This is a genomic window from Sunxiuqinia rutila (assembly GCF_050589705.1).
Lineage (GTDB): Bacteria > Bacteroidota > Bacteroidia > Bacteroidales > Prolixibacteraceae > Sunxiuqinia > Sunxiuqinia rutila.
In genome coordinates this window covers 19,184-31,990 of record NZ_JBNGOT010000008.1, presented here as the reverse complement: position 1 = coordinate 31,990, position 12,807 = coordinate 19,184, and the positions used below count along the sequence as shown (strand labels likewise).

At 44.1% G+C, this 12,807-nt stretch carries 9 protein-coding genes; 3 read left to right on the top strand and 6 right to left on the bottom strand.

From position 1 onward, the window contains the following. The first annotated feature begins 236 nt into the window (after positions 1 to 236). Positions 237 to 1,217, top strand: a complete 981-nt coding sequence (locus ACRD6K_RS11500) for an isoaspartyl peptidase/L-asparaginase family protein (protein WP_299579218.1) — start codon at positions 237 to 239, stop codon at positions 1,215 to 1,217. 1 nt (position 1,218) lies between these two features. Here the strand turns inward: ACRD6K_RS11500 and ACRD6K_RS11495 are convergent, their stop codons facing one another. From ACRD6K_RS11495 to ACRD6K_RS11480, 4 genes are all read right to left on the bottom strand, one after another. Beyond that, positions 1,219 to 3,693, bottom strand: a complete 2,475-nt coding sequence (locus ACRD6K_RS11495; RefSeq protein WP_430973368.1) for a helix-turn-helix domain-containing protein — start codon at positions 3,691 to 3,693, stop codon at positions 1,219 to 1,221. Positions 3,694 to 4,117: 424 nt separating this feature from the next. Then, complete coding sequence (locus tag ACRD6K_RS11490) at positions 4,118 to 4,726, bottom strand: copper homeostasis protein CutC (protein ID WP_299579212.1); 609 nt, start codon at positions 4,724 to 4,726, stop codon at positions 4,118 to 4,120. Between the two features lie 11 nt (positions 4,727 to 4,737). Beyond that, entirely contained in the window at positions 4,738 to 6,033 is a 1,296-nt protein-coding gene (locus tag ACRD6K_RS11485) for a BaiN/RdsA family NAD(P)/FAD-dependent oxidoreductase (protein ID WP_430973367.1), read from the bottom strand. 199 nt (positions 6,034 to 6,232) lie between these two features. After that, complete coding sequence (locus tag ACRD6K_RS11480) at positions 6,233 to 6,742, bottom strand: thioredoxin domain-containing protein (RefSeq protein WP_430973366.1); 510 nt, start codon at positions 6,740 to 6,742, stop codon at positions 6,233 to 6,235. Positions 6,743 to 6,984: 242 nt separating this feature from the next. Between ACRD6K_RS11480 and ACRD6K_RS11475 the strand changes: the two genes are divergently transcribed. Continuing rightward, the gene (locus tag ACRD6K_RS11475) at positions 6,985 to 7,668 is read left to right on the top strand and encodes a NigD1/NigD2 family lipoprotein (protein ID WP_430973365.1); all 684 of its coding nucleotides are present in this window, start codon (positions 6,985 to 6,987) and stop codon (positions 7,666 to 7,668) included. A gap of 150 nt (positions 7,669 to 7,818) precedes the next feature. Further along, complete coding sequence (dpp5, locus tag ACRD6K_RS11470; protein WP_430973364.1) at positions 7,819 to 9,912, top strand: dipeptidyl-peptidase Dpp5; 2,094 nt, start codon at positions 7,819 to 7,821, stop codon at positions 9,910 to 9,912. 74 nt (positions 9,913 to 9,986) lie between these two features. On the opposite strand, the gene ACRD6K_RS11465 is transcribed toward dpp5, so the two are convergent. Together ACRD6K_RS11465 and pgl are read right to left on the bottom strand one after the other, a co-directional pair. Further along, entirely contained in the window at positions 9,987 to 11,696 is a 1,710-nt protein-coding gene (locus tag ACRD6K_RS11465) for a sensor histidine kinase (protein ID WP_430973363.1), read from the bottom strand. Positions 11,697 to 12,053: 357 nt separating this feature from the next. Continuing rightward, positions 12,054 to 12,788, bottom strand: coding sequence for a 6-phosphogluconolactonase (gene pgl, locus ACRD6K_RS11460; protein ID WP_430973362.1), 735 nt, complete (start codon positions 12,786 to 12,788; stop codon positions 12,054 to 12,056). Positions 12,789 to 12,807: the final 19 nt, after the last annotated feature.

Genomic DNA, 12,807 nt, shown 5'->3' with positions numbered 1-12,807 from the left:
AGCTGTTGTTTTCTACTAATACACTTGAAAAAGGAAAGGTTCAGTTGTTAGAGGTTGACGTGGGGGCATTCTCTCTGTGGGGAATGGTCTTTAAGCTCTGCCCGTGGAGGTTCTTTGTTGGTTCACGATCGGTTTAAATCCGGTTGTTTTGACGATTTACTGGTGACTTGTTGGCTGAGAAGAGGGCCATTCTCCGTATTTTTCATTTATTTTGAAGCTTTAAATCATACATCAAAATGACAAACATGCTTAACCGACGTCAATTTTTACAAAAGGGAGCAGCAGCTTCTCTTGCAACTACTGTATTGTTTAAGGGAGCTCAGGCGATGAGTGCACCTGCCGCAAAGAAGCCCGTGGCTATTTCAACCTGGAGCCATGGAATACCAGCCAATGAGGCCGCCTGGAAAGTGTTGAAAGCAGGAGGAACGGCATTGGATGCGGTGGAGCAAGGCGTTCGGGTCCCGGAAGCTGACCCGAAGGAAATGAGTGTAGGTTACGGCGGACGTCCTGACCGGGATGGCCATGTAACCCTGGATGCCTGCATTATGGACGACAAAGGGAATGCCGGATCGGTTTGCTTTTTAGAGCATATCAAACATCCTATTTCGGTAGCCCGCTTGGTGATGGAAAAAACACCGCACGTAATGCTTGCCGGTGAAGGTGCTTTGCAGTTTGCCTTGGAAAATGGGTTTGAAAAGGAAGACTTGCTAACCGATGAGGCACGCCGTCAGTGGGAAGATTGGAAAACAAAGGCCGACTATCATCCCGAAGTGAATATTGAAAACCACGATACCATTTCGATGCTGGCCTTGGACGTGCACGGTAATTTGAGCGGAGCTTGTACGACATCAGGAATGGCTTACAAGTTGCACGGACGCGTTGGTGATTCGCCTATTATTGGTGCCGGAATGTTTTGCGACAACGAAGTTGGAGGTGCCGCGGCTACCGGTCATGGCGAATGGGTGATGCGTACCTTGGGGAGCTTTTTGGTGGTGGAACTGATGCGTCAGGGACGTTCGCCACAAGCCGCCTGTGAAGAAGCCGTAATGCGAATTGTGAAGTTGCAACCAAACTTTGATGAAGTGCAGATTGGGTATATTGCCATCAACAAAGCGGGTGAAACAGGAGCTTACTGCCTGCATCCTGGATTTAACTACGCGCTTTACGAGGATGATAAGAATGTGTTGATTGATGCCGAATCCTATTTGAAAAAATAGGTTAAGGCGTTCGCTGGGCTTCCAGATAACTCAATACAAAACGTATTTCAGAAAAGCTGCATTGGTCGCCCAGTGCGGCTTTTATTGCTCCCATAGACTTGTTTTTGCTCTTTTCGTAGGCTTTTGTAATGGCATCCTGCTTCTTCTTATCGACCAAGCCCTTGAGTTGTAAATCCCCTTGAGCGACAAAATGAGCCAGGTGACTTTCAATCGTTGTTGCTGCCAGCTGTCTTTCGCGGGCAATCTCGGTGATGGATTGTCCGGTTTTGAACAAAGCATAGCTGATGTGTTTAGAATCGAGCATGGCTTTGGCTGGCTCTTTGTCGGCATTGGCAGGCAGTTCCATGTCTTTTTCACGTCGGTAGGCAATTGTGAGTTGCAGAATATCTTTTCCAAACTGCTGCATTTTTTTTCCACCCATGCCCTTAATGGCTTTCAGCTCGTTGATGGTTGCAGGCAGCTGATCCACGATGGCTAATAAGGTTTTCTGTGGAAGAATTTTTGAAATGGGCAGGCTGTTGTCTTCGGCTTTTTGCACTCGCCAACTCAGCATCTGCTTGAAAAAATCGGGATGCTTTGAAATCAGTGTTTTGCTGGCTCCGCTGGCTGCCGCCCGACCACTTAAATCCATCGATGCTTTAGCCTTCACATCAATGTAGGTTTTCATTTCAAAACCCGACCGGCAGCATTCCAGCACCTGCCGTTTGCTGTTTAATTCGCGGTGCAGCTTTTCGAAGGCTTCCTGAAAACTTTTCCGGACGGCCTTGTTGTCGGTTTCAAATCCAAGTGCATCGATGGGCTGAATCAGCACCGTTTGCAGTTTTTCCAAGTAATAAGCACATGCCTTTTTGATGCGCTCCTGCAGTTGTTCGTTATCTTCAGCATCGGATGTCAGGGGGATTAGGTGCCGGATTTGCCGTTCAAAGGTGGATGATACTGCCATGATTTCGGTGTTCAATTGCGGGAAAATGGCTTGGAGTTGTTGAGGCAGATTGCCGAGCAGCAAAGCGCCGTGTTCATCGCATAGCTTCATTAAATATTGCAATTGCCATCGGATAAGGTTGAAATCAAACAGTTCGGTCAATAATTGAAGCTGATATTTTTTTCGGGATTCAAGCAATTCTCTTTCTCCGGGCTCATTGGCTTCTACCTGGCTGGTAAATGAAATGACGGTTTCATCATTTTTTACGCTGTGTGTTTCAATCGGCGTACTTAGAACCAAGCCCTCCAGCGATTTGCAGCGACTTAGCGCCACGTAAACTTGTCCGTGAGCGAATGATTGCTGTGCATTGATAATGGCTTTTTCGAAAGTTAGCCCTTGGCTTTTATGGATGGTAATGGCCCAGGCCAGTTTCAGAGGAAATTGTTCAAATTCGCCAATGAGGGTTTCTTCAATCTCTTGGGTTTGTTTGTTGATGCCGTATTTGGCATTTTGCCATTTGTCGCGCTCCACGATGATGGGTTTGACGTCGCCTTTGCATGTCACTTCAATGTAGTCCTCGTCAATTTCGGTAACCGTTCCAATTTTACCGTTGTAGTATCGTTTTTCTGGCGAACTGTCATTTTTTACAAACATGACCTGGGCACCGGGCTTCAGCACCAATTTATAGTCAGTTGGATACAGGTATTCCGGAAAGTCGTCATACACATTGGCTTCAAAAGAACTGGCTTTTGTTTTCAGTGCTTCCAATTTCGATTGGTTGAGCTGTTGAGCCTGGTAATTGTGCGTGGTGAGCGTAATGTATTCATCCTCTGTTTGGGCTTGGAAGTTGGGGATGTATCGTTTGTTGAGCTCGTTTAAAGTTGGGGCATCAGCTTGATTATCGCGTATTTTATTGAGAAGTCCAATAAAGCGTTCATCACTTTGCCGGTAAATGTGCTTCAACTCAATGCTGATAAACGAGGCTTGTTTTAAAGCGCGGCTACTGAAGAAATAGCAGGTGTCGTAATAACTTCTCAGCAAGTTCCACTCGTCCTCTTTAACTACGGGAGCCAACTGTTGCAAATCACCAATCATGAGCACCTGAACGCCCCCAAAAGGTTTGCGTCGGTCCCGAAAACGTCGCAATACTTCATCGATCCCATCGAGCAAATCGGCACGGACCATACTGATTTCATCAATTACCAGCAGGTCAAGACTACGGATAATGTTGATCTTTTCTTTGCTGTAACGTTTGATCGCTGTTGGCGCATTCAACCCATTTGGATTACTGATGGAGAAGGACGGATTAGTTTGTGGTATTTGAGGCCCAAATGACATCTGAAAAAACGAGTGAATGGTCACTCCTCCGGCATTGATCGCTGCAACGCCTGTTGGTGCAACAACCACCATCCGTTTGGGTGATTCATGCTTCAGGTTACGCAGAAAGGTGGTCTTTCCGGTACCAGCTTTCCCGGTCAGGAAAATATTTTGATTGGTATATCGAACGAAGTCCAGCGCCAGCTGTAATTGTGGGTTTTCGATGCTTGTTGTCATGTTATCAGCCGGTTTTATGGGGATTTTAAGAATAGCGGGAATGCTAAGTTTTGTTAAACTAAAATACGCAAAATCAATGGAGAATAAAAATGAGCAAACATTTTTTTCAAGACCTGTTTTTTCTTTTCTCCAGAGAAAAATTCAGATCATGTATATAATTTTATAGACTTACAAGGTTCCGGTAAGTGAGGCCGACAAGCATTTGGAGCCTCATATCCGGTTTATTTACACTTATTTTGAATATGGCGTTTTTCTGCTGTCGGGCAAAAAATATCCCGCAGTGAGGGAGAGCTCGATGCTCCAGTCGCAATGAACTGGAATAAATCATTCGTCAGGATCTCTTTTATGAACTAGGGATTGCCGATTTTGAGATTACTGAGTTCGCTGCAACCAGAGCAGGAAAGGGTTTGGACAGCCTACTGGACTAGACAATTGCCTTGCCGTGAAATTCAGTTGTTTGTATTGTTTGGCTTAAGTCAGCAAGATTGTCGCGCGTGACTTTTCCTGCGGCAACAATGGTCAACTTGCCATTGGCTCGCTCAATCAACTGGTTTAGAATTTCAGTTCCTTCTTTTGCGGTTGCCTTAGTTCCGGAAGTCAGCAGCCGGTCAACACCAAGTTCAACTAAGGTATCAATTCCTGCCAGCGGGTTAGCTAATTCATCAAACGCTTTGTGAAAGGTGACTTGCATTGGTCGTGCGCGCTCTACAAGCATGCGTGTATTGGCTACATCAATTTCGCCATCAGCAGTTAGCAAGCCAAAAACAACAGCGGGTACGCCCAGCTCTTTACAGCGATCGATGTCTTCTTGCATGATTTCTAATTCTTCCTCCGAATAAACAAAGTCACCACCGCGAGGACGGATCATAACAAAGGGGGGAATTGAGAGCTTTTCCATACAGGCTTTGATTGTGCCATACGAAGGAGTGGTTCCGCCTACGGCCAGGTTTTCACAAAGCTCAACGCGGTTGGCTCCGGCTTGTTGAGCTGCTAAGGCTTGCGTAAAGTTTTCAATACAGGCTTCTTTAATCATGATCTTTGGTATTAAGTATTTGAATTTGTTTTTGTTTGCTCTTTCATCAGCGAGTTGGCAGCCAGCCAGGCTGTGGAGTAGGCAATTTGCAGGTTATAGCCTCCGGTGTTGGCATCCAGATCCAGCACTTCGCCAGCGAAGTAGAGGTTTTTGACGTTTTTGGATTGCATGGTTTTTCCATCCACCTCGCTGGTGCTGATGCCTCCGGCAGTAATGATGGCTTCGTTGAAACCGCGATAGTCGACGACATCAAAAGACAGGCTCTTCATCATCAGCATAATTTTGCGACGCTCTTTGGCATTAATCTGGTGTCCTTGTTTTTTTCCGTCGATTTGGAGGTCCTCCATAAAAACGGGGATAAGCTTGGAGGGCAGCCAGCTTTTAAAAATATTTTCGATTTGCTTTTTACCATTGGCATCCAGATCACGTATTAGTCGTGCATCCAGCTTGTTTTCATCCAAAGCAGGCTTTAAATCAATGGTGATTTTGACCTTGTTTTTTTGATTCAGTTCATCGACAACCAACCGGCTTAAGGTAAGGATAATTGGTCCGGTGAGCCCGTAGTGTGCAAACAGCATTTCGCCAAAGGCATCCTTCTGCTTTTTGTTGTTCACCCAAACACTGGCGGTAACATTCTTCAGGCTTAATCCTTGCAGATCGGCAGCCATTTTTCCAGCGGTAACCAAGGGAACAAGGGCCGGACGTGCTGGAACAATGGTATGACCCAGCTGTTCGGCCAGCAAGTAGCCATCGCCGGTTGATCCGGTGGCCGGGTACGATTTACCTCCGGTGCATAGAATGACGGAGGAGCAAAGAATCTGTTCGGTTTGCCCTTGTCGTTGGATCTGAACTCCTGAGATTTGTCCTTCTTCTGCTATTATCTTGGTTACTTGCGAGGAGTAAAGAAAGTCGACCTTACGTTTTCTCACCCAACTCATCAAAGCATTCAACACTTCCAGGGCTTTGTTGTTGGTCGGGAAAATTCGTCCTCCGCGTTCAACCGTTGTCTCTACGCCTTCGGCATTCAGCAGCTCAACAATATCCTTGGAGAAAAAAGCACCAAAAGCAGGTTTTAGGTATTTGCCATTGGGAAAGATATTTTTGAAATACTCGGACTGATAGGCATCGTTGGAAATATTGCAACGGCCTTTTCCGGTAATCAGTAGTTTGCGTCCGGCCGATCGCATTTTTTCGATTACCAGGACGCGTGCGCCCAATTCGGAAGCCCGTCCGGCGGCAATTAAGCCTGCAGGGCCGGCCCCAATTACAACGACGTCGTAAGCAGGCGTACTTTTTGTTTTTGTCATCAAATAGCTTTTAGGCTGGCAAAAGTACAGGTTTTCGCTTAATTTTTGATGAGGCCTGGCAATTATGTCGGTGGCAATTGGAGCAATAAAAAAAGCAACCGGGTGGTTGCTCTTTTTATTCTGCATATAAATTATTGAAAACCTTTTTGCCGCACTTAGGCAAGAGTCGGTTTCTAATGTCAACAAGAAAACGGATGCTTTAGTTTTTTGTAAGCAGGTATTTATTGATGTTATCAACAAACATTTTTTTGGTTTCTTCATTGGATCGTCCAATTCCTGCCATCATAACAGGCTTTCCTTCAACAGGGATGTACAGAAAAGCCGGAATGCTTTGGATGCCAAAAACGCCAGCCAGTTCGCGCTCTTTTTGGGTGTCTACTTTGTAAACTTTGACTTTGCCGGCAAATTCGTTTGAAACTTCTTCCAGAATGGGAGAGGCGATTCGACACGGTCCGCACCAGTCGGCGTAGAAGTCAATGATGACCGGCTTTTCGCCCAGGAATTTCCATTCTTCGGGCGACTCTTCATAGTTCCAAACTTGTTTTAAAAACTCGTCTTTCGAAATCAAGCTTGTGCCACCTTCTTCACTGTTTGGTGAAACGGTGGTTGAAGGCGTATTGGACGGGGAGTCATTTGTTTTTCCGTTTCCTGAGGCACATCCCACTGTTGTGATTGCTGCAAGTGCAATGACTGCGAATAATTTCTTCATCTTATTTATTTTTTGTCGTTTCTTACTACTATTCAAACCCTAAAACACTTTAATGTGCATTTGGTTTGTTATTTTAATTGATAGATGCAAATATATAGAAATGTAAATATCAATGATTGTGCCAAAAGTTAAGAATTGTTATTTTTTAAAAGAATAAAAAAAAATGTATGTCCCCACGCAACCTATTTGGTAGCTGATCAATCTATTGGTTGTGTAATTCAAAACAGAAAAAAGAGAAAAAAATGAAAAGGTTTTTGAAATTTGGTTTAGTCGCTATGCTGAGCATGGTGTTGTTCAGCTGTGATTGGAATGATGATGATGGATATTCATTGGATAAATTTTGGGTTGGCTTCGGAGTAATCCATGTTAACGATGATGCTGGCTTTACCATTAAAATGGATGATGGATCCGAACTTTTTCCGGTGGATGGTTATTATCATTGGGATGAAGAGGATGACAGCACCCGAGTGCTGGTCAATTTTACCGTGTTAGGAGATAAGCGTGTTGATGATGAGGTTGAAGAATACTACGTGCGTATCAACTCCATCAGAGATATTTTATTTAAAGGAATTCTCGATATTACTGAAGAAATAGAAGATAGTATCGGGAACGATCCGATTCATGTTGAAAGTGTTTGGACCACCAACAACATGCTGACTTTTGAATTGGACTATTATGGAAATGGAATGATTCACTATGTGAACCTGGTGAAAGAACCTGGTGAAATTACGGCGGACAACCAGCCTGTTGCGCTAGAGTTGAGACACAATGACCGTGATGACGCTCCCAATTTCCGCATGTCAGCATTTGTTACTTTCGATCTGAGCTCTTTGCAAGTTGAAGGACAAGACTCGGTGGCCTTTAAAGTAACCGGAAAAGATTACGAAGGAGAAGTGTTTGAGTACGAAGGTACTTATCGCTATTGATGGGTGATTACATCAATTGGTTAAGATGACAGCACCTGTTCCCTGGCGGAACAGGTGCTTTTTTATTGCAATAAGTACTTTACAGCGGTGAATCTTTTTATTATTCTGGGCAAAGCTGTATTTTTCGGACGCTGAAAAATTGAATAACCCATGAAAAAATTAGTTGTTTTACCTGTTCTGGCTCTCATGCTTTGTGCCGGAATGAAATCAGAAGTTATGGCTGAAGAAAAGAAAACTTACGTCCCGGAAACACCCAAGCTGGAATCAGATGTTATGACTCCGGAAGTGTTGTGGTCTTTTGGGCAGCTTGGAAATGCCGAGTTGTCGCCGGATGGCAAGACGGTGTTGTATGCGGTGACCTATTACCATATCGAAGAAAATAAGTCGTACCGCGAATTGTATACCATTCCGGCTAAAGGCGGAGAAAGTAAGCAAATAACTCATACGGCACTTAAAGAGTCCGGAGCCCAGTGGCGTCCTGACGGGCAAAAAATTGGCTATTTATATGCCAAAGACGGCGAAACTCAACTTTGGGAAATGAATCCCGATGGGTCGGATGCGGTTCAAATTACCGAGATTGAAGGAGGCATTACCGGTTTTAAATATTCGCCGGACCAAAATCACATACTTTATACCAAAGCCGTGAAACTGGATGATGATATTCATGATTTGTTTCCGGATTTGCCCAAAGCCAATGCACGTTTAGAAAATGATTTGATGTATCGCCACTGGGATAGCTGGCATGATTATACTTACAACCATATTTTTATCGCCGATTATGGCAAGGGGAATATCTCTGAAGGACTGGATATTTTGGAAGGTCAGAAATACAGTAGTCCCGATAAGCCTTTTGATGGCTTGGATCAGATTGCGTGGAGTCCTGATAGCAAGCAGATTGTTTATTCCTGCAAAAAACTGACCGGAAAAGCCTATTCTTTGTCGACAAACACCGACTTGTATCGCTATGATTTGGAAACCGGAAGTACTGAAAATTTGACGGAAGAAAATAAGGGATACGACAAAAGTCCACTTTTCTCGCCTGATGGTACCAAGCTGGCCTGGACAAGTATGGCACGTGATGGTTACGAAGCCGATCAGACACGCTTGTTTGTCATGGACCTGAAGACCGGAGAGAAAACCAATTATTCGGAAGGCTGGGAGCAGCATGCCGGACATTTGAGTTGGTCAGCAGACAGTAAATCACTTTTCTTTATCAGTAATATTCATGCAACTGATGAAATTTATCAGTTGAACTTGAAAGACGGAGAGATTAAACGATTGACTGATGGCGTGCACAACTACCAGATGGCCATTGAACTTCCCGATGGGAAATTATTGGCCCAGAAGGTGTCGATGTCACAACCTGCAGAATTGTATGTGGTTAATCCCAAAAACGGGAAAGATGAACCTCTTACGGCAGTAAACAAAGGTTTGCTTGATCAGCTGGAAATGGGTGCTGTGGAAGAGCGCTGGGTGAAGACAGTGGATGATAAAGACATGCATATGTGGGTGATTTATCCGCCCCACTTTGATCCCAACAAAAAATATCCAACGCTTTTGTATTGTCAGGGAGGTCCTCAGGGAACTGTGAGTCAGTTTTGGTCAACCCGGTGGAACTTCCAGATGATGGCCGCGAACGGCTACATTGTTGTGGCTCCAAACCGGCGTGGCTTGCCGGGCTTTGGCATGGAGTGGCTTGAGCAAATCAGCAAGGATTATGGTGGGCTCAACATTCAGGATTACCTGGTTGCCATTGATGAACTGGCCAAAGAGCCTTTTGTGGATAATGAGCGATTGGGAGCTGTGGGAGCCAGCTACGGCGGTTTCTCCGTTAACTATCTGGCTGGTCACCACGAAGGACGTTTCAGTGCTTTTATTTCGCACTGTGGTATCTTCAACTTCGATCAGATGTATGTAACCACCGAAGAAATGTGGTTTGAAAACTGGGATATTGGTGGTCCATACTGGGATAAAAGCAATCAGGTGGCACAGCGGTCTTACAGTTTCTCTCCCCATTTATTTGTTGAGAAATGGGATACTCCGATTTTGGTTATTCATGGAGAGAAAGATTTCCGGATTCCCTACACGCAAGGGATGGGGGCTTTTAATGCTGCGGTGCTAAGAGATGTGCCGGCTCAGTTCCTGTATTTCCCCGAAGAGAATCACTGGGTGACTTCGGCTCAGAATGGAATTGTCTGGCAACGGGTTTTTAAGCAATGGCTTGATAAATGGCTGAAAAAGTAATTGTCCGGAGTTTAAAATGAAATAACGAAAGGAAGTAAGTTTAGGCTTGCTTCCTTTTTTTATGGGGTAAAAACTTACAGGTTGCGTGTTGCTTTTTGCAAATTTACAGCCGTCTCAATAGGGATTTTCAAGGTGAATGTACTTCCTTTTCCAGGAATGGAGCAAACCGTTAATTCTCCTTGCAGAATCGTTGTTATTCTTTTGGATATGGCTAGTCCAATACCTACGCCACTGTAAATACGGGTGCTTGAATCATCGACTTGCCTGAAGAAATCAAAAATGAGTTTTTGCTGGTCTTGTGTAATGCCTATGCCTGTGTCTTTAATATGGAAAGAAAGCTCTTTGTTTTTGATTTCTGCCCGGTATTCAATACTACCTGAGTTGGTGAATTTGATGGCATTTTTCAGCAAGTTGATGATGACCTGGTTGATCTTGCTATTGTCCGAAATGAAATAGCTGTTGAGGAAGCTGGGGCAGGGATTGTAATGCAACTTCAGGCTTTGTTCCTTGCTGGCCGACTTTAGCATCTCATCCAGCAGCGATTTGTGCTGAATAAACAGGTCTTTCCCCAGCAAGTATTCTTTCCGAACTTTAACAGAGCTCTCGTCAGCTTGCGCAAGACTAAGAATATCCTCAATAATTTGAAGCAGGTTTTTCCCGCTTTTGTAGATTTTGTCTGCAAAATTACTGATTTCAGCAACCGGAATTTTTCTCATTCTTAGCAGGTCGCTAAATCCTAATATATGATGCAGTGGCGTGCGTAGTTCATGATTAATCGTGGCCAAAAAAGCTGATTTAATCTGATCGCTTTCTTCGGCTTTCTCTTTGGCTTGCACAAGTGCTTCCTGAAAGTTTTTTGCGTTTAAAGCACTGGCAACGGCATGAGCAACAGTATTCATTAAATGAATGTCTGCTTCCAGCCATTCCTTTTCCCGAACAACAGAATCGAAACCTATAAAACCAAGCAGTTTTTGCTGGTAATGAATAGGAACTACTAATAGCGAAATAATGGACTGGCTTTGCAGAATTTCTTTTTCCGAGATGGCCTCTGTAGGCAAGTCTTTAACACGTTGGATGTAAAGATGCTCAAACTTGCTTAAGCTGTTCATCCACCAAGGGAAAATAGAAGATGGCAGATTTTGGAGATGCCCCATTTGTGGTTTGATCCCTTTGGTGTGCCACTCATGCGTATTGTTCATCAAGGTGCCATTTTCCCGAAACTGGAAAACATAGCAGCGGTCGACATTCATGAACTGACCTATTTTCTGGAGGGCTTGATCGATGGTTTTGTCTGTGTCCTGAAAAGGAATTCCAACAAAATTGGAGGTGATTTCAGAAACAAGCTTTTCGATCTCATAGCGGTAGCGAAGGTTGTTTTTGGAATGATAAAGTTCCGTAACATCGGTCAGAGTTCCGCTCAAGGCAGGCCTTTCATTAATAGAATCGGGTTCTGTTACTCCTCCGTTGAATTGCCCCCATATCCAATCACCATTTTTGTGTCTCAGCCTGGTTCGGAATGAGAAATGTTTGTTCTTCATTTTCAGCGCGCGACTGAGGGTGTCAGATACCCGTTTTCGGTCTTCGGGATGGCAAAGGTTTAGCCAGTGAGCAGTATCAAACGGGGCGAGTTCTTCAGGTGCGTAACCAATAAGCCGGGCCCAGGCATCATTAATCCGGATTCGGTCTTGGTCGATATCCCAATGCCAGACCCCGGTTTGGGCAGCATTGAAAGCATTCTGCAGAATACTTTCCTGAGGCGACTCTATTTGTTGTTTCTGTTCCAAATGGTTTGATATTAACGGACTAAATTACAAACCAATTTTTCATATCTCACATCTTCGTGTTGCTTTAACTTTTATTAAGATCTTGAAAAAGCATTTTATTTCAAGTTAAAACCTGACGATGGTTTGTTATAAAAAATAGGTAAAAGAACATGCGTTTGCTTCCTCTTGCTTTTGATGATGCTTTCCCTTTTTTGGGGAATGCTTTTCATTTGCTGCAACGCTAATTAAATGTACAAAATTTAATTAAGCAGAATTGCTTGTCCGACTAAATCTTATTCACACGATATTAACAATGAGGTGATTAGTTTTTGAATGAACATTTGTTTGCTATTTGTTTTTGGGAGTGACTATTTCTGTTTAGTTATTTTCGATTTCTGAAGCGGCATCCTGATCCAAAAAGAAGGTAACCGGCCCCTGTGCTACTTGGATGTGCGTAGTTGGAAGCTTGTTTGCTTCTTCGGTATTGTTTATGATTTCAGCCATGCGACTGGCTTTGGCCTTGCCCGAAATCAGAAAATAAATACGATCGGCGTTATTGATGGTTTTTCCTGTCAGGCTTACTCGCTTTTGTCCGCTGACCGGATGAGTGGCGACCTCGCATACCTGGTTCGATTTTAACAGGTTCATTTCATGCGGAAAAATAGAAGCTGTGTGGCCGTCGTCGCCCATCCCAAGAATAATCAGGTCAAACACCGGCCAGCCATCGCGCTCCTTCAGGTTTGATTTTATTTCATCAATATAATCACGAGTTGCTTCTTCCGGATTGAGTTCACCTTTTACCCGGTGAACCTGGTTTTCGGCCAGATTTACTTTTGAGAGCAAGTGTTTTTGGGTCATACCATAGTTGCTTTCCTCACTGGTTGGCGGAACACAGCGTTCGTCTCCCCACCAAAAATGAACCCGTTCCCAAGGCATTTGGGAAGCATAAGACCGGGCAAGCACTTCGAAAAGCAACTTGGGCGTACTTCCGCCTGAAAGGGCTATGTCAAAACGTTGTGATGTGTTTTTTACTGTTTCGTATAGTTCTTGGGCAAATGCCTCAGCTAACTCCCGGGCATTTGAAAATATCTTGATTTCTCTGGATGAAGTCATAGCAATGGAATTTTCTGAT

Coding starts and splice junctions, on each gene's coding strand:
- ACRD6K_RS11500 (WP_299579218.1), top strand. CDS start 237: ATGACAAACATGCTTAACCGACGTCAATTTTTACAAAAGGGAGCAGCA.
- ACRD6K_RS11495 (WP_430973368.1), bottom strand. CDS start 3,693: ATGACAACAAGCATCGAAAACCCACAATTACAGCTGGCGCTGGACTTC.
- ACRD6K_RS11490 (WP_299579212.1), bottom strand. CDS start 4,726: ATGATTAAAGAAGCCTGTATTGAAAACTTTACGCAAGCCTTAGCAGCT.
- ACRD6K_RS11485 (WP_430973367.1), bottom strand. CDS start 6,033: ATGACAAAAACAAAAAGTACGCCTGCTTACGACGTCGTTGTAATTGGG.
- ACRD6K_RS11480 (WP_430973366.1), bottom strand. CDS start 6,742: ATGAAGAAATTATTCGCAGTCATTGCACTTGCAGCAATCACAACAGTG.
- ACRD6K_RS11475 (WP_430973365.1), top strand. CDS start 6,985: ATGAAAAGGTTTTTGAAATTTGGTTTAGTCGCTATGCTGAGCATGGTG.
- dpp5 (WP_430973364.1), top strand. CDS start 7,819: ATGAAAAAATTAGTTGTTTTACCTGTTCTGGCTCTCATGCTTTGTGCC.
- pgl (WP_430973362.1), bottom strand. CDS start 12,788: ATGACTTCATCCAGAGAAATCAAGATATTTTCAAATGCCCGGGAGTTA.